We start from the raw sequence: 23,883 nt of genomic DNA on the forward strand, positions 1-23,883 counted from the left end.
GATGCAGCAACCGTCACCGAAAGTGAACTACTAGGACGTCCAAGTAAATCGGGAGACGATGGACCGCACAAGCCGAATCCGGTGTGCCCCTGCTCTCACTGTCGGATGCGGCATGCTCGCCCAGCACTCGGGCAGCGGCTTGGTCCGACGTCAGCCCTTGCGGGTCTTGACCTCCTCGGTGAGCTGCGGGACGACCTCGAAGAGGTCACCGACCACGCCGTAGTCGACCAGGTCGAAGATCGGGGCCTCGGCGTCCTTGTTGACGGCCACGATGGTCTTCGAGGTCTGCATACCGGCCCGGTGCTGAATCGCACCCGAGATACCGGCCGCGATGTACAGCTGCGGGGACACGGTCTTCCCCGTCTGACCCACCTGGTTGGTGTGCGGGTACCAGCCCGCGTCCACCGCCGCACGCGAGGCACCCACGGCCGCGCCGAGGGAGTCCGCCAGGGCCTCGACGACGGGGAAGTTCTCCGCACCACCGACACCACGGCCACCGGAGACGACGATCGCGGCCTCGGTCAGATCCGGACGACCCGTCGACTCACGCGCGGCACGCGAGACGACCTTCGTCCCCGTCGCCTGCCCGGAGAACGACACCTCCAGCGCCTCGGCGGCGCCCGCGGCCGGGGCCGCCTCCGGCGCGGCCGAATTGGGCTTGACCGTGATGACCGGCGTGCCCTTGGTGACCCGGGACTTGGTGGTGTACGCGGCCGCGAACACCGACTGCGTCGCCACCGGACCCTCCGCACCGGCCTCCAGGTCGACGGCGTCGGTGATGATGCCCGACCCGATACGCACCGCCAGCCGCGCCGCGATCTCTTTGCCCTCCGCCGAGGACGGGAACAGCACGGCGGCCGGGCTCACCGCCTGGTACGCGGCCTGAACCGCATCCACCTTCGGCACCACCAGGTAGTCGGCGAACTCCGGCGCATCGGCGGTCAGCACCCGGGTGGCGCCGTACTCGGCGACGGTCGCGGCGGTGTCGGCGGCACCGGCACCCAGGGCGACGGCGACCGGCTCACCGATCCGGCGGGCCAGCGTCAGCAACTCCAGGGTGGGCTTGCGGACGGCACCGTCCACGTGGTCGACATAGACGAGGACTTCAGCCATGAGACTTCTTCTCTCCTGCGAATACGAGGTATCAGGGGCGGTGAGACGGTCAGATTCAGATGAACTTCTGACCGGCAAGGAACTCTGCGAACTGCTTGCCGCCCTCGCCCTCGTCCTTGACGATCGTGCCCGCCGTACGGGCCGGGCGCTCCTCGGCGCCGTCGACCGCGCTCCAGGCGCCCTCCAGCCCCACCTCTTCGGCCTCGATGTCGAGGTCGGACAGGTCCCAGGAGGTCACCGGCTTCTTCTTGGCCGCCATGATGCCCTTGAACGACGGGTAGCGGGCCTCGCCCGACTGGTCGGTCACCGACACCACCGCCGGAAGCGCCGCCTCCAGGTGCTCGGTCGCGGTGTCGCCGTCCCGGCGGCCCTTGACCATGCCATCCTCGACCGAAACCTCCGACAGCAGCGTCACCTGCGGGACACCCAGGCGCTCGGCCAGGATCGCCGGAAGCACACCCATCGTGCCGTCCGTGGAGGCCATACCGCAGATGACCAGGTCGTAACCGGTCTTCTCCACCGCCTTGGCCAGCACCAGCGAGGTACCCAGCGCATCGGTGCCGTGCAGATCGTCGTCCTCGACGTGCACGGCCTTGTCGGCACCCATCGACAGCGCCTTGCGCAGCGCGTCCTTGGCGTCCTCCGGGCCCACGGTCAGCACCGTGATCTCCGCGTCGGCACCTTCCCGCTGACGCTCCTCCGCGATCTGGAGGGCCTGCTCGACCGCGTACTCGTCCAGCTCCGAGAGCAGGCCGTCCACATCGTCACGGTCGAGCGTCAGGTCCTCGGCGAAGTGCCGATCACCGGTGGCGTCGGGCACGTACTTCACACAGACAACGATCCTCAAGCTCACGCCGACTCTCCTTACGGTTCTCGGATGGCTGCGCTGCCGAACCGGAGCACCTGAAGGAGGGTATGGCACTCAGTACCCTTAGTAAAGGTACTCAGTGTCGCTCATGCCGGTGCTGATGCTACGTTCCCTCCATGACGGACGTACGCGACGAAGGCGGGGCGACCGCGGCGACCGGCGGGCCCGGGCCGTCCGGCAGGACACCCATGCGCGAGGTGCTCATCGAGGCCGCGTTCCAGCTCTTCATGGAGCACGGTTTCGAGCGGACCACGGTGGACGACATCGTGGCGCGGGCCGGAGTGGGGCGTCGGTCGTTCTTTCGCTACTTCCCGTCCAAGGAAGACGTCGTCTTCCCCGAACATGAGCGCTGCCTGACCGAGATGAGCGCCTTCCTCGCGAAGAGCACCGACGGCGAACCGCTCGACGCGGTCTGCGACGCGGCCCGGCTGGTCATGCGGATGTACGCCGCGAACCCCGAGTTCTCCGTGCAGCGCTATCGTCTCACGCGCGAAGTGCCCAGCCTGCGCGGCTACGAACTGTCCGTGGTGCACCGCTACGAGCGGACCCTGGCCCACTACCTCCGGCAGCGCTACGCGGGAGACCGGAACGGAGCGCTTCGGGCGGAAGTGCAGGCCGCGGCCGTCGTCGCCGCGCACAACAACGGGCTGCGGGCCTGGCTGCGAGGCGGGGGGCACGGCGATGCCGCGGAAACGGTGGATCAGGCACTGACCTTCGTCCGGCAGACGTGGGACGGCGCCGGTGAATCCGCGGAGGGCGGCACCGCGCCCGCACCGGAGGACGATGTGATCGTCATGGTGGCGCCACGGGGGGCTCCCATGTGGCGCGTGGTGCAGAAGATCGAGAAGACACTGGGCGGCGAGTAGCCACCGCCATGGCACTCAGCTCCCTTGACCGAGGGTACTCAGTGCCATAGCGTGCGGCGTCGGAACGCGAGCCGGACCGTCGGCCCCTCTCCACAAGCCTGCCCTTCCCCTACGAAGGACCGCCATGGAAAACGTCTCCCGCCTCGGTGTCGTCGGCTGCGGTCTGATGGGTTCCGGCATCGCCGAAGTCGCCGCCCGTCAGGGCCTGGACGTCCTGGTGGCCGAGGCCACCCAGGACGCTGCCGAGGCAGGCCGCCGCCGCCTCACGGCCTCCCTGGACCGTGGCCTGCGGCGCGGCAAGCTCACCGAGGAGCAGCGCGACCAGGCCCTGGCCCGGCTGACATTCACCTGCCACCTCGGTGACCTGGCTGACCGTCAGTTCGTCATAGAGGCGGTCGCCGAACAGCGGGACCTCAAGACCACGGTCATGCAGACCCTCGACAAGGAGGTCGTCGACCCGCGGGCGATCCTGGCCACCAACACCTCCTCCCTGCCCGTCGTCGACCTCGCAGCCGTGACCAGCCGACCGGAGCAGGTCATCGGGATGCACTTCTTCAACCCGGTCCCGGTGCAGCCCCTGGTGGAGCTGATCCCCGCCCTGACCACGGCCTCCGAGACACTGGAGCGCGCCGGGGACTTCGCCACCCAGCGGCTGGGCAAACGGACGATTCAGGCCCCGGACCGCTCCGGCTTCGTGGTCAACGCCCTGCTGGTGCCGTATCTCCTGGCCGCCGTCCGCATGGTGGAGACCGGCACCGCTCGTCCGGAGGACATCGACCACGGGATGGAGCTGGGCTGTGCCCACCCCATGGGGCCCCTGCGACTGCTCGACCTCATCGGACTCGACACCGCCCAGGCCGTTGCCGAGTCGCTGTACGAGGAGTTCAAGGAACCCCTGTACGCGCCGCCCGCCCTGCTGCGCCGCATGGTCGCCGCCGGACGGCTGGGCCGCAAGAGCGGCCACGGCTTCTACGTCTACTGAAGCCGTCATCGACTAGTACGGCAGTCAGACTTCCTGAGCTCGCCGGACTGCTCGCGCCCGGGGACGCCGTGCGTGATCAGGTGCGTGGCTTCGTCGCCCGCCATCTGGGAGCCGCCGGGGGTTCGAGCAGCGCGGAATCGGCTACGTCTTCGCCATCGGCCGCGACTTCCAGATCACGACCTCCGGGCGCCAGAAGATGCGCGCCGATGCGGCGCTCGGCTCGCCGGCACCCGGTGGGCGATCGAAGACGACTTCCAGGACGCGAAACAGGCGGTCGGCCTCGACCACACCCAGGCGCGCGGCTACCGGGCCTGGAAGCGGCACACCGCGCTCGCGCTCGCCGCCTACGCGCTGCTGGCCGTCGCATCGGCCATGGCCAAAGCCACCCGCCCCGCACCTGTCCTACCCGATGATGCCGACCAGAAGGCGCCGGCCGGCTGCGGCATGACCGCGCTGACCGTCCCCGAGATCCAGCGCCTTCTCACCGTGATCACACGGCGAATACAACAGGCCCCGGACCTCGCGTTCCACCTGGCCTGGTCCGATTGGAGACGAAGCCACCCGGCCCGAGCTCGTTGGCACCACTACCGCGCACGCCTCGAACTCATGAAATGACTGTGCGTACCAGGCTGCGAGTCCGACGGCCGTCTCAGATTCGTTACGCGCGCAACGCCTGCGACAGCGCGTCAACGGTCACGCCCACGATAGCCAGGAGCTGCACCGGGCTCGCCCCGGCCCTGCTCATGACGGCGAGCGACTGGTTCACAGCCGCCGCGTGTACAGCGAAGGCCTCGGCGTCCTGGTCGGTCAGTCGGCCGGCCTTCAGCGCGGCGCGCAGGCGCAGGCGCTGGAAGCCGAGCGCCTGCTTAGCGTGCGCTGCGACGGTCGGACTCAGCACTGGAATTGCCATGGCTGACTGGGCAATCAGGCATCCATCAGGTAGTTCGGGATCGGCGATGCGCTCGAGGGTGACGTCGAAGAACGCACGAACAGCGGCAACGGGTTCCGAAGCTGCACACGATAGGGCGGCGTCGTACTTCTCGCCATAGCGCGCGGCGTAGAGATCCAGGCAGCGCAGGAAGAGCGTGTCCTTGTCGCCGAGGGAGGAGTAGATGGAACTGCGGTTCAGGCCGGTTGCCCGAGACAAATCGTCCAATGAGGTGTCCGCGTAGCCGTCGCGCCAGAACTGGATCATCGCGGCGTCGAGCGCCGTGTCCATGTCGAACTGCTTCTTGCCTGCCATGCGGCACTTCCTTGCCGATGCGTCGATGGTTCGGACTGTGTTGCGCACCATTCTATCTTGAACTGATCAGTTCAAGATGTGTTAGCTTTCAAGCGTGGTCATGGCCAGCACCGTCCCAACCGCACACCTGACACCGATGGAGGATCCCCGTGACCGGCCCAGCAACCAGCACCACTCCGCATGTCTCCGAAAGCAACCCCATCCGCGACCTGCCCCTACAGCATCTGGCCGGATTCACTCACCGCTGGGTCGACGCGGACGGCGTCCGCCTTCATGCCGTCGAAGGCGGACGGCCGAGCGGCCCGGCCGTCGTCCTGCTCGCCGGATTCCCGCAAACCTGGTGGGCCTGGCGAAAGGTGATGCCCGGCCTCACCCACCGGTTCCACGTCATCGCGATCGACCTGCCGGGCCAGGGCCACTCCGAGCGTCCTGAGCGCGGCTACGACACGCACACGGTCGCCGCGCACGTCCACGCCGCGGTGAAGGCTCTCGGAGTGTCGACTTACTCCCTGGTCGCCCACGACATCGGCGCCTGGGTCGCTTTCTCCCTCGCCCTCAACTTCGAGAGCCACCTGCGCGGGGTCGCTCTGCTCGACGCCGGAATTCCCGGTATCACTCTCCCGGAGGCGATTCCCACCGACCCGGATCGAGCGTGGAAAACCTGGCATTTCGCGTTCCACACCGTGCCCGACCTGCCCGAGACGCTGCTTGCCGGCCGCGAACGCGAGTACGTCGGCTGGTTCCTGAAGGTGAAGGCCCTGTCTCCCGACACGTTCGACGACGCCGAGCTCGACCACTACACGGCGGCCGTCGCCGTCGACGGCGGCCTGCGCGCTTCCCTCGCGTACTACCGAGACGCCGCGGAGTCAGCGCGCAAGAACCGCGAGGCGCTCAAGTGGCGGCACCTGACCGTGCCCATCCTCGGAATCTCCAGCAGCCACGGCTCCGTTCCGGACATGGCCGCCTCCATCAGCCCATGGGCCGACAACACCACCCGAATCGTCGTGCCCGACGCTGGACACTTCATCCCCGACGAGCAGCCCGAAGCTATCGCTGCCGCGATAACAGACTTCATCGCCGACGACGACTGACACCCGTCGAACCTACCCGACCGCGCCGCCCAAGGCCGCGCGAAACTCAGACCACGAAGTCCAACTGCCGTACTAGGCAGAGGGCGTGGGCAGTTTTGCCGTCCGTCCGCCGTCGAGCACCACTGTCTCTCCCGTCAGAAAGCTCGACTTGTCACTGGCGAGGTAAACGGCGAGGTCGCCGACATCGCTGGGCTGTCCTACGCGCCCCAGAGGGTGCAAGCGGTTGAGAGCGTCACGGGCCGCGGGTGGATCAGGGTGGGACGCCAGGTAGGTCTCGCTGAGTTCGGAAGTGATCCATCCGGGGGCGATCGCATTGCAGCGGATATTGTGCTCGCCGAGATCGACCGCCAGGGCGCGCGTCATGCCATGAATGCCTGCTTTGGAGGCGCAGTAGGCCGCATGTCCGGGGTTCGCCCCGAGCCCTTCGATGGAGCCGATGTTGATGATGCTTCCCCCGCCCCGTTCTCGCATGTGCGGCAGAGCCGCCTGAGCCAGGAACAACGGTGCGCGCATATTGACGGCGACCATGAGGTCCCACTCTTCCACCAGAATGCGGGAGACGCTGCGCTCGAACATGATTCCGGCGTTGTTGACCAGGATGTCCAGGCCGCCGAACCGCTCGACGACACCCTCGACAGCTGCTGCGATCGATGACGGGATACTCAGGTCGGCGTGCACATGAGCGACCTGGGGGTGGTTCTGAAGCGCGGTGTCCAGAGCTTGGCGCTGCACGACCGTCACCTGAGCCCCTTCCTCAAGGAAGCGATCGACGATGCCTCGGCCTATTCCGCGCCCGCCGCCGGTCACCAGGGCGGCTTTTCCGTCCAGTTGCACTGCGCGTCTCCTCAGTTCGCCACCGGCTTGGCGCCCGTGACCTCGACGGTTTCTCCGGCGATGTAACGGGACTCGCTGGATGCGAGGAACGCGATGACGTCTGCGATCTCTTCGGGCTCCGCGATGTGTCCCAGCGGTACGGTCTTGTTCAATTCCGCAACGGCCTTGTCCGGATCCAGGCCCCGGCGCTCGAACCCGGAGCGCAGCATGGGTGTGTTGATTTCGTGCGGGCAGACGGCGTTGACCCGGATGCCATCGGGTGCGTGATCGCGCCCCAGGCTCTTGGTGAAGGAGGCCACCGCTCCCTTGCTGGTGCAGTAGGCGACGTGCTGGGGCCCCGGGTACACCCCCCAGACGGAAGAGGTGTTGACGATGGCACCTCCCCCACGCGCCTTCATAGGAGGAATGGCGGCTCGACACAGGTAGAACATTGCCGTGAGATTGACGTCGAGGGCGGTGTGCCACATGTCGTCGGAGGTCTCCAGAATCGTCCCTCGGGGGATGATCCCGGCGTTGTTGACCAGGACATCCACGCCACCGAAGTGTTCCACGGTTTCCGCGACCACTCGCTCGCAGTAGGTCTTTTCCCGCAGGTCACCGACGATGAACTTCATGGCACCACCGGCCGCTTCGATGTCCTTCGCCAGTGACCGGCATCCCTCCGCCGAAACGTCGGCCACCATCACAACGGCCCCTTCCCCCGTCAGCTTGCGCACCAGGGCCCTGCCCACGCCTCCTGCGCCGCCCGTGACGATGGCGACCTTTCCCGAAAACCTCACCGAGCTTCTCCTTCAGAGCGATATGCGATCGAGAGCCTTATGGCGTCAGGCAGATGCCGGTTCCCGGCGTCCGTTCACCCGGCGGGCGATGGCCCAGGGGTTCGCCTCTTGCAGGGCCGGCGGAAGCTGGGTCTCGGGGAAGGACTGGTAGGCCACCGGCCGCATGAAGCGGCCGATCGAGGCGGTGCCCACGGAGGTGGTGGCGGGCGCCGTGGTGGCCGGGTACGGCCCCCCGTGGTGCTGGGCGTAGGAGACGGTGACACCGGTCGGCCAGCTGTTCCACAGCACCCGGCCGCTCTTGCCGCGCAGTGCGCTCACCAGGCCGGTGAGCTGCTCGTCGGACTCGGCCTGGATGGTGGCGGTGAGCTGTCCGCCCAGCAGGGACGCCAGCTCCTCCAGCTCGCCTTCGGAACGGTATTGGACGATCACGGTGGCCGGGCCGAAGATTTCCTGTTCCAGCACGGTGGCGTCGTTCCGGACGTCCTCCGAGGTGGTGATCAGCACCGTGGGGTGGGGCGCCTCGGCATCGTCACCGGCGATGAGCTCGTCCACCGTCGGCAGGGCACGTACCGAAGCAAGCGCCGTGTCGAACCCTTCGCGCAGATTCGGGGTCAGCAGCTCCGTGCGTGGCTTGGTGCCGAGTTCCGTGCGGAGTACGTCGGTGACCTCATCGACGTCGGAAGCCGGAACGAAGAGGAGTCCGGGCTTGGTGCAGAACTGCCCCATGCCCAGGGTGGAGGCGGTGGCGTAACCGGCCAGGATCTCGTCCCGACGGGTGGCCCAGGCCTTCTCGGTGACGAAGACGGGGTTGATGCTGCCCAGCTCTCCGTAGAAGGGGATGGGGACGGGACGGCGGCAGGCGCGGTCGAAGAGGGCGCGTCCCCCGGCCGGGGAGCCGGTGAATCCGATGGCCTGCACGAGCGGATGGTCCACCAGCCCCTGTGCTGCCGCACGTCCGGTCACCGTGGAGAACAGGCCCGTCGGGGCACCGGCGGCCCGAAGCGCTTCGGCCACGATCTGCCCGGTGCGCACGGCAAGAGCACGGTGACCGTCGTGGATCTTGTGCACCACCGCGCATCCGGCGGCGAGGGCGGAGGCGGAGTCTCCTCCGATCACGCTGAAGGCGAAGGGGAAGTTGGAGGCACCGAAGACGCCGACAACGCCGAGCGGCACATTGAGGCGTCGGATGTCCGGACGCGGCCCCATGCCCCAGGCAGGGTCTTCGTGGTCGATCGTGGCGGCGAAGTGCTCGCCACGGACGATCTCGTCGGCGAAGAGCCGCAGCTGGAAAACGGTGCGCTTCAGCTCGCCTTGGAGACGTCCCGTGGCCAGGTGCGTCTCCTGCTGGGCCAGCGGCACCAGCTCTTCGGCATGATCTTCCAGCGCTGAGGCAATGGCCTCCAGCCACTCCGCGCGTCGGCGAGGTGTCACATCGTGCGCCTGCTCGTAAGCCGAGTGGGCCGCTCGGATTTGCTCATCGAGCTGCTCGGCGGATGTCGTGGACGGTGCGTCCGCAGTGGTGGTCATGCTGTGTTTCCTCGTCGGTGACGGTGTTTCGCGGTTCAGTGCTGCTGTTCCAGACTGGTGTGGACGTGACGGGCCACTCGGGTGCCGCTTTCGATGGCGCCGTCGATGAACCCGGCCCAGATGTTCGCGTGGTCGCTGCTCGCGAAGTACAGGACTCCGGTGCTGGCCTGCAAGGCGTGGTGGTACTGGGTGAGTTGACCGGGCTGCTGGATCAGCCAGGTCTCCTGGGAGTGAGGGTCTGCCATCCAGTCGTGCCCGCCGACGTCGAGCACGTCGAGGTCATCGCGCCACACCCGCAACGCCGCGTCGACGGCCTTCGGGTCGTTGACGTCGATACGGGAGGAGTCGGCGCCGAAGGCGACCAGGACGGCGTCATCTTCCCCGATGAACTCGGTGCGCACGACGGAGAGCGCGTGGTGCTGTGAGGAGTAGGCGAAGAACGGCTTGACGGGGCCGCGGACGCGGATCCACGCCTTCGCTCCCCGGGATGCGGTCTTCTCCAAGCTGGGGCGGAGCTTGCCGTCCGGGAGTGCGGGGGTGATGTCGAGCTGATGCAGCATGTTCTGCGGCAGGGTGATCACCACGCGCCGGGCCCGCAGGGTTTGACCGTCACCGTATGTGATCTCGGCTCCCCGCTCGTCGTGGGTGATCGAGCGGACCGGGGCTTCCAGGCGGATGTCGGCGCCCGAGTCGGCCGCGATGGCCTCCACCAGACTCCGCGTGCCGCCCGCGAGTCGGAAGATCGCCGAGGCTTCGTGCATCAGGTGCCAGGAGCCGGCGGCCGCGGCGGTCCAGCGCAACGCACTGAGGTAGGCGCACTGGTCGAGCGGGGCGTTGAAGTGCCCTACCCAGGCCGCTTCGTTGGCGTTCTTCTCCTCCACTGGCAGCTCGAGTTCATCGAGCATCTCCTGAAGGTTGAACTGGTCGACATCGGCCAGCCGCCGCACGGTCAGGGGCTCGTCGGGGCGGGGGATCCACTTCATGGTGTCTTCCAGCAGCCGGGTCATACCCGGGTTGATCAGGTTCATGAAGTCGTCCAGGGTCCCGCGGCGCACCTCGTCACCGGCGAGCCAGTACGTTTCCTCCGAACGAGGCCCACGGGTGACGGCCAGCCCGTAGCGGGTGACCTCCGACCAGGCGTGAGGCTGAATCCAGTGCAGCCAGGTGCCACCGATCTCCAGGTCCCGCCCGAGACGCTGATCGGTCCACGTCCGGCCGCCGATCCGATCGCGCGCCTCGAGGACGACGGCCCGCACTCCCCTGCGGCCCAGTTCACGGGCGGTGATCAGACCGGCGACCCCGGCTCCGATCACGACGACGTCTGCCTGTTGTTGCATGTCTGCCCTTTCCCCTTTCGCATGTGTCTCGGATGCCGACTACGCCGTGGACACGTCGAACTCGACCGCTCCCCAGCCCTCGAAGGTGCCTGCCCAGTGGCCGGTCTCGTTCATGGGCACTGCCTGGAGGCAGCTGCCGGGGAGGATGACCTGCCCTGATTCGAAGGCGATGTCATAGGCGGCGAGCCGGTTGCACAGCCACGCGGTGGCGGCGAAGGGGTTGCCGAGGATGTTCCTGGTGTTTCCCTCGACCACGGGGCGGCCGTTGAAGTGCAGGGTCCCCCGCGTGTCGCTCAGCGAGAGGTCGGTGGTGCGGCGCGGCGTTCCCCCGAGGATGACGGCGCCGGTCGAGCCGTTGTCGGCCAGGGTGTCCGGCAGGTCGATCGCCCAGTTCTCCACGCGCGAGTCGATGATCTCGATCGCGGGCACGGCGTACTCGACGGCGTTGATGACGTCGGCGACCGTGACGTGGGGACCGCGCAGGGGGTGCTTGAGGAGGAAGGCCGGTTCGAGTTCCACGAACGGCTCGATGTAGCGCCGCCGTTCCTGCGGGACGCCTTCGTAGGCGAACGTCGATCCCAGCAGGTACCCGTAGTCGGGCTGGTCGAGGCCGAAGGCGTCCTGCATGACCTTGGCGATGTTCCCCAGCTTGTAACCGACCACCCGGTCGCCGTCGGCGACAGCCGCTTCCGTGTTGATCCGCTGGACCGCGAAGGCGCTGTCCGCGTCGAGGGCGGGCCATGTCTTCGTCGGCGCGGTGACGGGCTCGGCGTCGGCTCGCGCCGTGCGCAGGGTCGTGGCGATGTCGTGGAGTTCGGACGTCTGCATCGATGTTCTCCTCGGCCCGCTCAGACCATGCTGGGTGCGCCGAAGCCGCCCAGACGTCCCTTGTGGAAGATGAGGGGATCACCCCAGCCGGTGGCCATCTGCAACACGCGGGCGACGACGATGACATGGTCGCCGCCGTCGAGTTCCTGGGTCAGGTCGCACTCGATCCAGGCGTGGGCTCCGGCGATCCGCGGAGTGCCGAGGTCGGAGGGGGTCCAGTCGATGTCGGCGAACTTGTTGGGCTGCTTGCCGGACAGGGCGCGGCAGACGTCTTCCTGCCCGGCGGCCAGGACACTGGCGCACACGCGGCGGGCGGTGCGCAGCTTCGGCCAGGTGGTGGAGGTGTGGGCGACGCTGAAGGTCACCAGCGGCGGTTCCAGGGACAGTGACTGGAAGGTGCCGACCACCAGGCCGTGGGGGTGGGTCGCGGTGGGAGTGAGGCCACAGAGCGCGACGACGCCGGTGGGGAGGTGACCCATTACGTCGCGGAAGTGTGCCTGGTCGATCGCGGTGTGCATTGCGTGCCCCTTCTTCGTTCACATAGTGAACTGTACGTTCAAGTGACGTGTGAGCGATGGTGGGCGGCACGCACTCAGCTGTCAAGAGGTGCGCGCAGCTCTCAACGCCTTTCACCGCAGCTGGAACGAGGCAGAAATGGCAACGCGCGCACAGGCATCGGGCGAAACCACAGTGCGGTCCGGAAGCCTTGACGAGCCCTGAGGTCCATGCCAGGCTTCCGAAAATTTTGGTCGAGACGCTCACTATCCGAACACTCGCCTACGAGGCCCCACCCTTCGGCGCCCCTCACCGACCAAGTCGTGCCGACACCTCATCGGCGTCATGCGGGCCACCTCGGGCCGCACCTGCTCACCTCAGGAAGGACTGAAGTGTGACCACGCTCAGCAACCCCGATCCTGTAGCGACGAATGAAGCCGGTCCGGTCGACAAACGGCGCTTCATGATCAAATTGACCGGCCTGACGGTCGGCGGCATGTTCATCGACGGCTACATCCTCGGCATCATCGGGACTGCCATCGCCGCCGCCACCGCCGAGCTCCACATGTCCCTGTTCTGGGAAGGGCTGACCGGGGCGTCCGCCCTGATCGGTATCTTCATCGGCGGACCTCTCGGTGGCTGGCTGGCCGACAAACTCGGCCGCAAGCCGACGTTCACGCTCGACCTGGCGCTCTTCCTGGTCGGTTCGATCCTCCAGTTCTTCGTCGACTCGACCTGGCAACTGTTCGGCGTGCGCCTGCTGATGGGGATCGCGATCGGGGCCGACTACTCCGTGAGCTGGCCGCTGCTGGCCGAATTCGCCCCGGCACGCCTGCGCGGACGGCTGATGTCCCTCTCAGAGGTCGCCTGGTACGTCGGCTTCATGTTCGCCTTCTGCGTCGGCTATGCGATGAGCACGGTGTTCTCCGCAGACTGGCGGATCATCCTCGGCTCCAGCACGGTGCCGGCAGTGATCTTGTTCCTGGCCCGGCTGGGCCTGCCCGAGTCCCCGCGCTGGCTGATGAACCAGGGCCGTACCGAGGAAGCACACCGGATCGCCCACGACTATCTCGAATCCCCCTCCGACGTCCTCGACCTCGCGAGTGAATCCACCCGTCAGGGCACCTTCTGGATGCTGTTCTCCCGCGACTACTGGCGGACCACGACCTTTGTCTCCGTGTTCTGGTTCTGCACCGTCACCCCGTACTTCGCCATCGCCACCTTCGCGGCCAGCGTGCTGTCCGACTACGGACTCGGCGACGGCTTCGGCGGAGCCCTGGGCCTCAACGGGCTCGCCCTGGTCGGCGTGCTGGTCTCCCTGGCACTCATCGAACGCGTCGGCCGCCGCAAGCTGATCATTCCCACGCAGTGGGTGTGCGCGGTCGTCCTCCTGATCATCGGAGTGTGGACCGACGCGCCCCCCGCTCTGGTCCTGATCTGTTTCCTCGTCTTCGCCTTCACGAACGCCATACCCACGGCCATCACCGGCGTCTACCCCGGCGAGGTCTTCCCCACCGAGATCCGCGGCATCGGGACCGGCTTCGGCTGCGCCTTCAGCCGCGTCGGCGCCGGCCTGGGCACCTTCCTGCTGCCGTGGTCGATGCACAACCTCGGCCCCGGCCCGAGCATGCTCATCGCCGCCGGCGTCTGCGTCGTCGGTGCCGTGGTCTCCCAGGTTCTCGCGCCGGAGACCACCGGCCGCCCGCTGAGCGAAACCTCCGCCCCACACCGCGGCAGGCCCCGCCGGGAGAAGACCCCGGCCTGAAGGGGCGCCGTCGACTACGTCGAGCACGACAGCGGGACCCACGGAAAGCCGCTCGCGGAACGGCCCGGGCCGACATCGCGAGCGGCTTCCCCGCGTCGCGTGCGACCTCCGCACCGGCTGCTCACCGCCGCCCTCACCAGGACCGTAAGGATGATCATGAGTGTGCGACCCGGCCCCGACGGCGAGAAGGGGCTGCCCGCACAGCCCGAGCAACAGGCAGCCGTGCCGGCACCGTCGTGGCCGTCGTCCTCGCCTGGCGCGGACGTATCGGCCTGTTCAAGCGCGGCCGCCACGTCGGGCACGATGCGGGCCTGTGGCACTGCATCACGGGCTTCCTCGAGGACGGGAACCACGTACACGCCCAGGCGCTGCTCAAGCTGTTCGAGTCGACCGGAATATCGGTCGCCGAACTCGTGGACTTCCGGCCCGGGCCGGTCCTGGACCTTCCGGACACCCGGGGCGGCCGGTGGCGGGCGCACACCTTCCGTGCCGAGACCGAGCGGAAGAAGCTGCGGCTGAGCTGGGAGTACGACGCCTGCCGATGGGTGCGCCCCCGGTCCGTGGTGCGCTTCGACGGTCAGGCTGCGTGGCTTCGCGCCGTCCTGGCGGCTGTGGGTGCCGTGGCGTAAGAGGCTGGCAAGGCCCCAGCGCCCCTGGGGACGGACTGTGCGTTCACTATCTGAACATCTAGGCGTTAGAGTGGGAGCGAGAATGGTTTGAGCTGCGTGTGCGCGCAGCGTTCTGCACCACGAAGGGGCCCCATGAGCGACGCATCCGCACCGGTAGAGATGACGAACAAGTCGGTGACCAAGGGTGTGCGACTGCTTCGCGAGCTGGCAGCCCAGCCCCGGTCCGGGGCCACCGTCACGACGCTCGCGAAAGCAGCGGGCATCTCGCGGCCCACCGCGTTTCGTCTGCTGCACAGCTTCGAGGTGAGCGGCTTCGTCGACCGCATCGGCAACAACTACGTCCTGGGCTGGGAGCTGGCCCGGCTCGGCCGTTACGCGGATCCTCACGCGGGTCTCGTCGCCCGCGCGCAGCCGCTGCTGGAGGAGCTGGCGGAGAAGTTCAACGAGCAGGTGACCCTCTCGGTACCGAATCTCCAGGACGGGCTCGAGCTGGTCGCCGAGGCCACCGGATCACACGTGGTGGGCATCGTGCCGCACAACATGGTCGGCCAGCACTACCCCCTGCACGCCAGCTCCACCGGCAAGGTGCTGCTCGCGGAGCTGCCCGTGGAGAAGGTGCTCGCGCTCCTGCCCAAGGAGCTGGAGTCCTACGCCTCGCGCACCATCACCGACCGGGCGACCCTGCTCCGGCAGCTCGACGAGGTCCGCGAGCAGGGTTTCGCCGTCATCGACAACGAACTCGAAGAGGAGCTGCTGTCGCTGTCGCGCCCCATCCGTGACTCGTCCGGCACCCTTGTGGCGATCCTGACCGTCAACGGGCCCCGGTACCGGTTCGGCCGGGCCCAGATCCCCGAGGCCCTCCAGCAGATGCAGACCATCGTGGACCGGCTGGTCGACGTGTTCTGGCAGGACTCGGCATCCGCCTGACCGACTGAAGAACCTTGCTCCCGGTCGTGGCTGCGGCCATGACCCGGGCGACCGCTAACCGAACGTAGCGTTCATCTCTCGGCCGTGAAGACATCCGTCCGAGCAGCGACTCCTGCCCTCAGCGGCAGCCCCACACCCCCCGTCAGGGCGACTTCCCAGCGGAACGCGATTCCCGGCGACACCCTGTTGACACGCGCCTCCAGCAAGCCACAACATGAACGCCACGTTCGCTTACTGAACGCCTCACATTCCTGAAGGTGTGCTCTGCGGGTCTCTCACACCGCAGGAAGGCCCCGCCTCTCGCCCTGGAGCGCAGCCATGAGCAATCAGCCGATGAAGTTCTTCGCCTTCGACGTGTCCGCCCCCGCCCATCTGACCGCGGGCTCCTGGCGCGACCCCGATGACGAGGGACGGCGCTACACCGACCTGAGCTACTGGACCGATACGGCTCGCATGCTGGAAGAGGCCTGCTTCGACGGCATCTTCTTCGCCGACACCGTCGGCTACCACGATGTCTACGGCGGGTCCCCCGACGCCGCCATGCGCGATGCCGCCCAGTTTCCGATCAACGACCCCGCCCTGCTGGTCTCGGCCATGGCGTCGGTCACGCGCCACCTGGGCTTCGGCGTCACCTCGTCCTTGACGTACGAGCAGCCCTACGCCCTGGCCCGCAAGTTCAGCACGCTGGACCACCTGACCGCCGGACGGGTCGGCTGGAACATCGTCACCTCCTACAACGAATCGGCCGCGCGCAACCTCGGGCTCGGTACGCAGATCCCGCACGACAAGCGCTACGACATGGCGGATGAGTACCTCCAGGTCTGCTACAAGCTCTGGGAGGGCTCCTGGCAGGATGACGCGGTCATCCACGACGTTCGGGCCGGTTCCTATCTCGACCCGCAGCGCATCCACTCCATTCACCACAAGGGCACCTACTTCGATGTGCCGGGCCTGCACCTGTGCGAGCCGTCCCCACAGCGCACACCCATGCTCTTCCAGGCCGGTGCCTCCTCCCGGGGGATGCTCTTCGCCGCGGAGAACGCCGAAGCGGTCTTCGTGAACACCATGACTCCCGAGCTGACCCAGCGCAGCGTCCACAAGATCCGCACCGCCGTGGCCGAGGCAGGCCGCGACCCGCGGAGCGTCAAGATCCTCGCCCTGATCACCGTGATCGTCGCGCCCACCGACGCCCAGGCCCAGGAGAAGTACGAGCGGCACCTTCGCAACGTCAGCTACGAGGGCGCACTGGCCCGGTTCGCGGGCTGGACCGGGATCGACCTGAGCGGTGTGGACCCGGACCTGCCGCTGGAGTACGCGGAGGTGGACGGCTCCCGCTCGATGGTGGAGATGTTCTCCAAGGCGGACCCCACGCGGACCTGGACCACCCGGCAGATCGCCGAGTTCATCGGCATCGGCGGCACGGGCGCGGTCGTTGCCGGCTCGCCGCAGACGGTGGCGGCCGAGCTGCGCAGGTGGCGGGATGTGGCCGACGTCGACGGTTTCAACGTCAGCTACGCGACCAAGCCCGGTGGCTGGGAGGACTTCATCGAGCTGGCTCTTCCGGAGCTGCGCCGACAGGGCCTGGCTCGCGAGGGCTACGACGAGCAGGCCACCACGCTCCGCGAGAGCTTCTACGGAGCGGGCCGGAGCCGCACCCTGCCCGACCACCCCGCCTCGAAGGTCCGCTCCGCCCTGCACGAGGGCAGCCACCTGGCATGACCACTCCGTCAGGCTCCGGGCCCTTCCGGCGCGCCGGGCCACTGCGGACAGTTCGACGGATCAGTGGGAGTGCTCGGATTCGGTGGCGTTCGCCGCTGTCCCGGCCGCGCCTTGCGCGGGCACGGTGAAGGCCGCCGTGCGGACCTTGCCCTGGTGCTTGAAGTCCAGGAACAGGCGGTACGCGCCGGGGCTCGGTGCCGTCGCCGTGAAGGAGATGCCGGGGCCGGGCCTGGTCTTGCCGTCGCCCGGTTCGCCGTTGGGGTGCACGTGCAGGTACGCGAGGTCGCCGGAGCGCAGGGCGACCAGGTGGCCGTAGGCGCCGAGGTAGGGCTGGAGGTCCCGCACCGGCTTGCCGTTTCGGGTGACGGTGAACGTCAGCTCACCGGCTTTGCCGGGGGTCAGATCGCCACCCAGCCGGACCTCGTAATCACCCGTCCTGGCCGTGGTGTTGTGCGCGGGCAGCTCCTTCGGCTCGTACGCGCCGGCTACGGCGAGGTCGGCGCCGAGCGTGAGCGCTTCTCCGCCCTTGGGCTTGAAGTCCGCGAAGACGCGGTAGCCACCGGCCTTGGGGAGGTCCACGGGAGTGGACCAGGTGCCGTCGGCCGCCCGGGCCGGGTGCAGGTGGCGATACTCCGTCAGGTCGCGTGAGGCGACGATCAGGTGGAGTTCCTTGTCGTGCTCCCGGTCGTAGCGGGTGAGCTGTCGCCCCGTGGCGTTCCGCACGATGGCGAAGCGCAGGTCGGCGCTCTTGCCAGCCTGGAGGCGCGAGGTCTTCACGTCGAGGGTGTAGCCACCGTCGGAGATCTGTAGACCTCCGGGCAGGTCGGCCTTCTGGCCCTGGTCATGGCCCTGCGAATGGCCCTGGTCATGGCCTTGCTCAGGGCCTTGGTCGTGGCCTTGCTCGTGGCCGCCGCTCTTCTCGGGGCGCGCGGCGTCCGCGTGCTCGCCGTGAGCCGCGCTCTTCGGCTCGGGCGAGATCTCGCCGACCCCGCCGCCCACCCCGTACGCGGTGCCGAAGGTCGCGGCGAGCGCGGCGGCGAATGCGGTGATCCGCAGTCCGGTCTTCATGGCGCACTCCTCGTCTCCCGGCCGCCTCTCCTCGCGGCCTCCCGCACTTCACGATACCCCCACGGGGTATTAAGTCAAGCCGGGCCCGACCTTGCCAAGGATACGGGAGGGGGGTATACAGGACGAGGTCGTCAACATACCCAGGCGGGGTATCCGCCATCGACTGCGGAGGAGCAGACATGACCACCGCCACGCCCGGCGCCGAAGAGGTCGAACTCGCCATCGGCGGCATGACCTGCGCCTCGTGCGCCGCCCGGATCGAGAAGAAGCTCAACCGCATGGACGGAGTCGAGGCCACCGTCAACTACGCCACCGAGAAGGCGAAGGTCACCTTCCGGGAGGACATCGCCGTCGCGGATCTGATCGCCACCGTCGAGGCCACCGGATACACCGCCCGGGAGCCCGAACCGGACCCCGCGCACCAGGCGCCCGGCTTCGACGCGGACGACGAGGGAGGCGACGAACTGCGGCCGCTGCGGCAGCGGTTGACCGCCGCCGTCGTCCTCGCGGTCCCGGTGATCGCGATGGCCATGGTCCCCGCGTTGCAGTTCGAGTACTGGCAGTGGCTGTCGCTGACGCTGGCGGCCCCCGTGGTGACGTACGCCGCCTGGCCCTTCCACAAGGCGGCCTGGACCAACGCCCGGCACGGCGCGGCCACCATGGACACGCTGATCTCGGTCGGCACGACCGCGGCGTTCCTGTGGTCGCTGTGGGCCCTGTTCTTCGGCACGGCCGGAACGCCCGGCATGACGCACGCCTTCGAGCTCACCATCGCCCGCACCGACGGCGCCGGGAACATCTACCTGGAGGCCGCGGCCGGTGTCACCGCCTTCATCCTCGCCGGGCGGTACTTCGAGGCACGGTCCAAGCGGAAGGCGGGCGCGGCGCTGAAGGCGCTGATGGAGCTGGGCGCCAAGGATGTCACGGTCCTGCGCGGAGGACGTGAACAGCTCATCCCGGTAAGCGAGTTGACGGTGGGCGACCGGTTCCTGGTCCGGCCCGGCGAGAAGGTCGCCACCGACGGCACGGTCGTCGAGGGCGCGTCCGCGATCGACGCCTCCATGCTCACCGGTGAGTCGGTCCCGGTCGAGGTCGGCGTCGGCGACAACGTCACCGGGGCCACTCTCAACGCCGGAGGCCGCCTGGTCGTGGAGGCCACCCGGGTCGGTGCCGACACCCAGCTCGCCCGCATGGCCAGGCTGGTGGAGGACGCGCAGAACGGCAAGGCGGCCGCCCAGCGACTCGCCGACAAGATCTCGGCGGTGTTCGTCCCGGTCGTGATCGCCCTGGCACTCGGCACGCTCGGCTTCTGGCTCGGCAACGGCGCGGGGCTGACCGCCGCCTTCACCGCCGCGGTAGCCGTCCTCATCATCGCCTGCCCGTGCGCCCTGGGCCTGGCCACCCCGACCGCCCTCATGGTCGGCACCGGCCGCGGCGCCCAGCTCGGCATACTCATCAAGGGGCCCGAAGTCCTGGAGACCACGCGCAGGGTGGACACCATCGTCCTGGACAAGACCGGCACCGTCACCACCGGCCGGATGACCCTGCTCGCGGTGCACACCGCCGACGGCACGGACGAGACGGACGTACTGCGGCTCGCGGGCGCTCTGGAGCACTCCTCCGAACACCCCATCGCCCAGGCCGTCGCCGCAGGGGCAGCCGCCCGGGTGGGCAGCCTGCCGACGCCGGAGGACTTCGCCAACGTGGCCGGACTCGGTGTCCAGGGCGTCGTGGAGGGTCACGCGGTCCTGGTCGGCCGGACCAGGCTCCTGGCCGAGTGGGCCATCTCCCTGCCCACGGAGCTGGAGCGGGCCAGAGCGGAAGCCGAGGCCGCAGGACGTACCGCCATCGCGGTCGCGTGGGACGGCGAGGCCCGCGCGGTCCTGGAAGTGGCCGACGCCATCAAGGACACCAGCCCCGAAGCGATCAGGCGGCTGCGCGCCCTGGGCCTGACCCCCGTCCTCCTGACCGGCGACAACAAGACCGTCGCCGAGGCGGTCGCGGCCGAGGTGGGCATCGATGCCGGGCAGGTGATCGCCGAGGTCATGCCGCAGGACAAGGTGGACGTGGTCAAGCGGCTCCAGGCCGAGGGCCGTTCGGTGGCGATGGTCGGCGACGGCGTCAACGACGCCGCCGCACTCGCCCAGGCCGACCTCGGCCTCGCGATGGGCACCGGCACCGACGCCGCCATCGAGGCCGGAGACCTGACCCTGGTGCGCGGCGACCTCCGAGCCGCGGCCGACGCCATCCGGCTGTCCCGCAAGACCCTGGGCACCATCAAGTCCAACCTCTTCTGGGCCTTCGCCTACAACGTCGCCGCGCTCCCCCTCGCCGCCTCCGGACTCCTCAACCCGATGATCGCCGGAGCGGCCATGGCCTTCTCCTCCGTCTTCGTGGTCGGCAACAGCCTCCGGCTGCGTGGCTTCCAGGCGGCGGGCCAGTGAGCCGACGGCACACGCCCGTGGCCTCCACCGCCTCGGCCACCGCGCAGGGCACAGTAGGGCCATGAATGCGGACGACAGCAACGTTCTCGCCCGGGCCCGCGCAGCGACCAGGCTTCCGGCCCAGGACCTGGACCGGGCGCGGCGTTTCTACTCGGAACAGCTCGGGCTGGAGCCCGTCGACGAACGGCCCGGCGGGCTCCTCTACCGGTGCGGAGGCGTGGACTTCGCCCTGTTCCAATCGGCGGGAGCCTCCCCCGGCACCTTCACCCAGATGGGGTGGGAGGTCGACGACATCGAGACAGCCGTGGCGGCCCTCAAACGGCGTGGCGTGGTGTTCGAGGAGGTCGACCTGCCGGGCCTGCGCACGCGGGCCGGGATCGCCGAGATCGACGGGAACTACCCGAGCAAGGGTGCGCGGGGTGAACGCGGCGCCTGGTTCCGTGACAGCGAAGGGAACATGCTGGGCATCGGCCAGCCGGTCGTCTGAGCCGACGGCCCACGGTCAGCGGCCGGTCCACCGGGGGAGGCGTTTTTCGGCGAACGCCCGCGGGCCCTCCACCGCGTCGTCGGACGTCAGCATGGCCCGGTATGCGGGCAGGTGGCCGTGGCGCAGATGCTCGTAGCCCTCCTCGATCGTGGTACCGGCCGTGGTGCGCAGGATTTCCTTGATCGCCGCCACGGCCAGTGGCGCCCCGACGCAGATGTCGCGTGCCAGCTGCATGGCCGCCTCCAGGAGTTCGGATCCGTCGACGACACGGTTGACCAGGCCCCACCGTTCCGCCTCGTGCGCGGGCATCCGGCGCCCGGTCAGCAGGAGGTCCCTGGCCACCGCCTGCGGGAGGCGCCGGGGAAGCCGCAGCACTCCGCCGGAGTCGGGGACCATGCCGAGGGTCACCTCCGGCAGGGCGAACTCGGCGTGGTCGGCGGCGACGATCAGGTCGGCGGCCAGGGCGAGTTCGAAGCCGCCGCCCAGGGCGAGGCCGCCCACCGCCGCGATGACGGGCTTGTCGAGGTCGAAGAGTTCGGTGAGGCCCGCGAAGCCGCCCGGGCCGTGATCGGCGTCGATCGCCTCGCCCGACGCCGCGGCCTTGAGGTCCCAGCCCGCCGAGAAGAACCGCTGCCCGGCGCCGGTGAGCACCGCCACGCGCAGCGTCTCGTCCCGGGCCAGCCGGTCGAAGGCCGCGTGGAGCGCACGGCTCGTGGCCACGTCGATCGCGTTCGCCTTGGGGCGGTCCAGGGTCACCACCAGGATGCCGCCGTCGACCTCCGTACGTACCGGGTCAGCCATGCAGTCCTCCTCGTTCGCCGGTCCCCGGACTGATCAGCACATCGGCGGCCACCACGCCGCCGTGGCCGGGCAGGACCAGCAGGGGGTTGATGTCGAGTTCCACGAGTGTGTTCGCGTGGGCGCGCGCGAAGTCGGCCACGGCCGCCACGGTGTCGACGACCGCGTCGACGTCGCCCGGCGGCTGTCCGCGGTAGCCGGTCAGCAGTGGCCAGATCCGCAGGCGCCGCAGCGCGGCGCGGATCTCGTCCCGCCGTACGGGCAGCAGCAGGGTCGCCGCGTCGCCGAGGAGTTCGACCATGGTGCCGCCCGCGCCGATGGTGAGCGCCGGACCGAACTGCGGGTCCCGGTGGACCCCGACGATCAGTTCCGCCACCGCGCCGTGGACCATGCGCTCCACGAGGAAGCGGTCAGAGAGCCCCGCCATGCCGTCCACTGCGTCGCGCACCTGCTGCTCCCCGGTCAGCCCGAGGCGTACGCCGCCGACGTCGCTCTTGTGCGCGATCGTCTCCGACACCGCCTTCACCACCACGGGGAATCCGATGTCCCGGGCCGCTTCGGCCGCGGTCGCGGCGGTGGCCACGGCGCCCGCCGGTACGGGCACACCCCACTCGCCGAGGATCCGCTTCCCCTGCCACTCGTCGAGCGGGCGCGTCCTGGCCGGCGGCGCGGTGGCCGGGTCGAGCGGCAGGACCGTATCGGCCACCTCCTGGGCCAGGCCGATGCGGCGCGCCGCCGCGATCGCCGTCAGGCATTCGGCGATGCCCTGCATCGGGGCGACGCCCTCGTCCAGCAGCCGGGTGCGCACCGGCTCCGGCAGCCCCTCCGGCAGCGAACTGACCACACACGCGGGCGCACCGGTGTGCCGGAGCGCGGCCAGGTAGGCGTCCAGGGTGGTCTGCCACGTCTCCGGGGAGCAGCGGTCGGCGCGCGGGAAGTCGAGCACCAGGAGGTGCATGTCGAAACCGGTGGTGAGGAACGCGCGGAAGCAGTTCCGCTGTGCCTCGGCATCGCCCCAGATGTAGGTGTGGTAGTCCAAGGGGTTGGCGACGGATACGCGTTCGCCGAGCACCTCGCCCAGCCGCTGGGCGGTGTCGTCCGGAAACGGTGGCAGTTCGACCTCGTGATCGTGGGCGAGATCGGCCAGCAGCGACGCCTCGCCTCCCGAACAACTCGCGGAGGCGATCCGCGCTCCGGGCCGTGCCCCGTGGACGTGCAGGTACTTCAACGTCTCCAGGAAGGTGCCGACCTGGTGCACCCGGGCCATTCCCAGGCGCCGGAAGAAGGCGTCGCAGAGCACGTCGGAGCCCGCCAGCGAACTCGTATGGCTCAGATTGGCCCGGCCGCCCAGTTCCGACCGGCCCGTCTTCAGCACGACGATCGGGACCCGCCGGTGGAGCGCGCGTACGGCGGCCCGGGACAGGCCCGCGGGATCGTCGATGCCCTCCAGGTGCAGACCGATCGCGGTGATCCGGGGGTCTTCCAGCAGGGCGTCCACGAGTTCGGGCACCCCGGTCACGGCGGCGTTGCCGACCGTCACCAGCCGGGCCAGCGGCATCGATCTGCGCTGCATGGTCAGGTTCTGGCCGATGTTGCCGCTCTGCGTGATGACGGCGACGCCGCGGTCCACGCGCCGCCCGCCGTGCTGGTCGGCCCACAGGGCGGCGCCGTCGAGGTAGTCGAGCATCCCGATGCAGTTGGGCCCGATCACCGCCATCTGCCCCGCGGCGCGGACGAACGCGTGCTGCCACCGGGCACCGGTCGGCCCGTCCTCGGCGAAGCCCGCCGCGTGGCAGACCGCTCCGCCCGCGTCGCGTGCGGCGAGTTCCGTCAGCACCTCGACGGTGGCATCCCTCGGCACGGCGAGGAACGCGGCGTCCGGTGGATCGGGCAACGCGGCGGTGTTCGGATAGCAGCGCAGGCCCTCGATGGTCGTACGCCTGGGATGGACTGGCCAGATGGTCCCGGTGAAGCCCGCGCGGCGGCACTGCCGGATCGCTTCGGCGGCGGTGTCGCCACCGAACACGGCGATGTGGCGCGGGCTCAGCAGGCGCCGGAGATTGTCCCTGGTACCCATCCCCGC

22 protein-coding genes are annotated in these 23,883 nt (G+C 69.0%); 10 read left to right on the forward strand and 12 right to left on the reverse strand.

Features of this window, described 5'->3' with window-relative positions; all coding sequences use genetic code 11:
* Positions 1 to 150: 150 nt before the first annotated feature.
* Both HYQ63_RS05125 and HYQ63_RS05130 read right to left on the reverse strand, forming a co-directional pair.
* Positions 151 to 1,113: an electron transfer flavoprotein subunit alpha/FixB family protein gene (locus HYQ63_RS05125; RefSeq protein WP_179932721.1), complete on the reverse strand. Its 963-nt coding sequence runs from the start codon at positions 1,111 to 1,113 to the stop codon at positions 151 to 153.
* Positions 1,114 to 1,168: 55 nt separating this feature from the next.
* Positions 1,169 to 1,966, reverse strand: a complete 798-nt coding sequence (locus tag HYQ63_RS05130) for an electron transfer flavoprotein subunit beta/FixA family protein (protein WP_179932722.1) — start codon at positions 1,964 to 1,966, stop codon at positions 1,169 to 1,171.
* Between the two features lie 203 nt (positions 1,967 to 2,169).
* On the opposite strand from HYQ63_RS05130, the gene HYQ63_RS05135 reads away from it, so the two are divergent.
* The 3 genes from HYQ63_RS05135 to HYQ63_RS05145 all read left to right on the forward strand — a co-directional run bounded on the left by HYQ63_RS05135 (position 2,170) and on the right by HYQ63_RS05145 (position 4,444).
* On the forward strand, positions 2,170 to 2,847 hold the full coding sequence (locus HYQ63_RS05135; RefSeq protein ID WP_179939767.1) for a TetR family transcriptional regulator: 678 nt from the start codon (positions 2,170 to 2,172) through the stop codon (positions 2,845 to 2,847).
* A 124-nt stretch (positions 2,848 to 2,971) separates the two neighbouring features.
* Positions 2,972 to 3,829, forward strand: coding sequence for a 3-hydroxybutyryl-CoA dehydrogenase (locus HYQ63_RS05140; RefSeq protein ID WP_179932723.1), 858 nt, complete (start codon positions 2,972 to 2,974; stop codon positions 3,827 to 3,829).
* 84 nt (positions 3,830 to 3,913) lie between these two features.
* Positions 3,914 to 4,444: a hypothetical protein gene (locus HYQ63_RS05145; RefSeq protein ID WP_179932724.1), complete on the forward strand. Its 531-nt coding sequence runs from the start codon at positions 3,914 to 3,916 to the stop codon at positions 4,442 to 4,444.
* Between the two features lie 43 nt (positions 4,445 to 4,487).
* Here the strand turns inward: HYQ63_RS05145 and HYQ63_RS05150 are convergent, their stop codons facing one another.
* Complete coding sequence (locus HYQ63_RS05150) at positions 4,488 to 5,072, reverse strand: TetR/AcrR family transcriptional regulator (RefSeq protein WP_179932725.1); 585 nt, start codon at positions 5,070 to 5,072, stop codon at positions 4,488 to 4,490.
* 149 nt (positions 5,073 to 5,221) lie between these two features.
* Between HYQ63_RS05150 and HYQ63_RS05155 the strand changes: the two genes are divergently transcribed.
* Complete coding sequence (locus HYQ63_RS05155; protein WP_179932726.1) at positions 5,222 to 6,163, forward strand: alpha/beta fold hydrolase; 942 nt, start codon at positions 5,222 to 5,224, stop codon at positions 6,161 to 6,163.
* A gap of 72 nt (positions 6,164 to 6,235) precedes the next feature.
* Here HYQ63_RS05155 and HYQ63_RS05160 read toward each other — a convergent pair whose 3' ends face one another.
* From HYQ63_RS05160 to HYQ63_RS05185, 6 genes are read right to left on the reverse strand one after another with little or no spacing between them, the layout of a single operon-like run.
* The gene (locus HYQ63_RS05160) at positions 6,236 to 6,997 is read right to left on the reverse strand and encodes an SDR family NAD(P)-dependent oxidoreductase (protein WP_179932727.1); all 762 of its coding nucleotides are present in this window, start codon (positions 6,995 to 6,997) and stop codon (positions 6,236 to 6,238) included.
* Positions 6,998 to 7,008: 11 nt separating this feature from the next.
* On the reverse strand, positions 7,009 to 7,776 hold the full coding sequence (locus tag HYQ63_RS05165; protein ID WP_179932728.1) for an SDR family NAD(P)-dependent oxidoreductase: 768 nt from the start codon (positions 7,774 to 7,776) through the stop codon (positions 7,009 to 7,011).
* Between the two features lie 45 nt (positions 7,777 to 7,821).
* Positions 7,822 to 9,303, reverse strand: coding sequence for an aldehyde dehydrogenase (NADP(+)) (locus HYQ63_RS05170; protein ID WP_179932729.1), 1,482 nt, complete (start codon positions 9,301 to 9,303; stop codon positions 7,822 to 7,824).
* A 35-nt stretch (positions 9,304 to 9,338) separates the two neighbouring features.
* Positions 9,339 to 10,640: an NAD(P)/FAD-dependent oxidoreductase gene (locus tag HYQ63_RS05175; RefSeq protein ID WP_179932730.1), complete on the reverse strand. Its 1,302-nt coding sequence runs from the start codon at positions 10,638 to 10,640 to the stop codon at positions 9,339 to 9,341.
* Between the two features lie 39 nt (positions 10,641 to 10,679).
* The gene (locus HYQ63_RS05180; protein WP_179932731.1) at positions 10,680 to 11,468 is read right to left on the reverse strand and encodes a 2-keto-4-pentenoate hydratase; all 789 of its coding nucleotides are present in this window, start codon (positions 11,466 to 11,468) and stop codon (positions 10,680 to 10,682) included.
* A 20-nt stretch (positions 11,469 to 11,488) separates the two neighbouring features.
* Positions 11,489 to 11,986: a flavin reductase family protein gene (locus HYQ63_RS05185; RefSeq protein ID WP_179932732.1), complete on the reverse strand. Its 498-nt coding sequence runs from the start codon at positions 11,984 to 11,986 to the stop codon at positions 11,489 to 11,491.
* 440 nt (positions 11,987 to 12,426) lie between these two features.
* Here HYQ63_RS05185 and HYQ63_RS05190 point away from each other — a divergent pair, with 440 nt between their 5' ends.
* The 4 genes from HYQ63_RS05190 (at position 12,427) to HYQ63_RS05205 (ending at position 17,003) form a co-directional block, all read left to right on the forward strand.
* Entirely contained in the window at positions 12,427 to 13,728 is a 1,302-nt protein-coding gene (locus tag HYQ63_RS05190) for an MFS transporter (protein ID WP_179932733.1), read from the forward strand.
* A 236-nt stretch (positions 13,729 to 13,964) separates the two neighbouring features.
* Complete coding sequence (locus tag HYQ63_RS05195; RefSeq protein ID WP_179932734.1) at positions 13,965 to 14,357, forward strand: NUDIX domain-containing protein; 393 nt, start codon at positions 13,965 to 13,967, stop codon at positions 14,355 to 14,357.
* Between the two features lie 132 nt (positions 14,358 to 14,489).
* Positions 14,490 to 15,284 (forward strand): IclR family transcriptional regulator, encoded by a 795-nt coding sequence (locus HYQ63_RS05200; protein ID WP_179932735.1) that lies wholly within the window; start codon positions 14,490 to 14,492, stop codon positions 15,282 to 15,284.
* A gap of 318 nt (positions 15,285 to 15,602) precedes the next feature.
* Positions 15,603 to 17,003, forward strand: coding sequence for an LLM class flavin-dependent oxidoreductase (locus HYQ63_RS05205; RefSeq protein WP_179932736.1), 1,401 nt, complete (start codon positions 15,603 to 15,605; stop codon positions 17,001 to 17,003).
* 60 nt (positions 17,004 to 17,063) lie between these two features.
* Here the strand turns inward: HYQ63_RS05205 and HYQ63_RS05210 are convergent, their stop codons facing one another.
* Positions 17,064 to 18,071, reverse strand: coding sequence for a hypothetical protein (locus HYQ63_RS05210; RefSeq protein ID WP_179932737.1), 1,008 nt, complete (start codon positions 18,069 to 18,071; stop codon positions 17,064 to 17,066).
* Between the two features lie 179 nt (positions 18,072 to 18,250).
* Between HYQ63_RS05210 and HYQ63_RS05215 the strand changes: the two genes are divergently transcribed.
* A complete protein-coding gene (locus HYQ63_RS05215; protein ID WP_179932738.1) occupies positions 18,251 to 20,515 on the forward strand; it encodes a cation-translocating P-type ATPase in 2,265 nt (754 codons plus the stop codon).
* Between the two features lie 61 nt (positions 20,516 to 20,576).
* A complete protein-coding gene (locus HYQ63_RS05220; protein ID WP_179932739.1) occupies positions 20,577 to 21,002 on the forward strand; it encodes a VOC family protein in 426 nt (141 codons plus the stop codon).
* 15 nt (positions 21,003 to 21,017) lie between these two features.
* Here HYQ63_RS05220 and HYQ63_RS05225 read toward each other — a convergent pair whose 3' ends face one another.
* Together HYQ63_RS05225 and HYQ63_RS05230 are read right to left on the reverse strand one after the other, a co-directional pair.
* Positions 21,018 to 21,803: an enoyl-CoA hydratase-related protein gene (locus HYQ63_RS05225; RefSeq protein WP_179932740.1), complete on the reverse strand. Its 786-nt coding sequence runs from the start codon at positions 21,801 to 21,803 to the stop codon at positions 21,018 to 21,020.
* Positions 21,796 to 23,877 carry an acetate--CoA ligase family protein gene (locus HYQ63_RS05230; RefSeq protein WP_179932741.1) on the reverse strand — a complete coding sequence of 694 codons (2,082 nt, stop codon included), beginning with the start codon at positions 23,875 to 23,877 and terminating at the stop codon, positions 21,796 to 21,798. The genes HYQ63_RS05225 and HYQ63_RS05230 overlap by 8 nt, the downstream gene beginning before the upstream one ends.
* Between the last annotated feature and the right edge of the window lie 6 nt (positions 23,878 to 23,883).

This window comes from Streptomyces sp. Rer75 (assembly GCF_013414305.1).
GTDB lineage: Bacteria > Actinomycetota > Actinomycetes > Streptomycetales > Streptomycetaceae > Streptomyces > Streptomyces himastatinicus.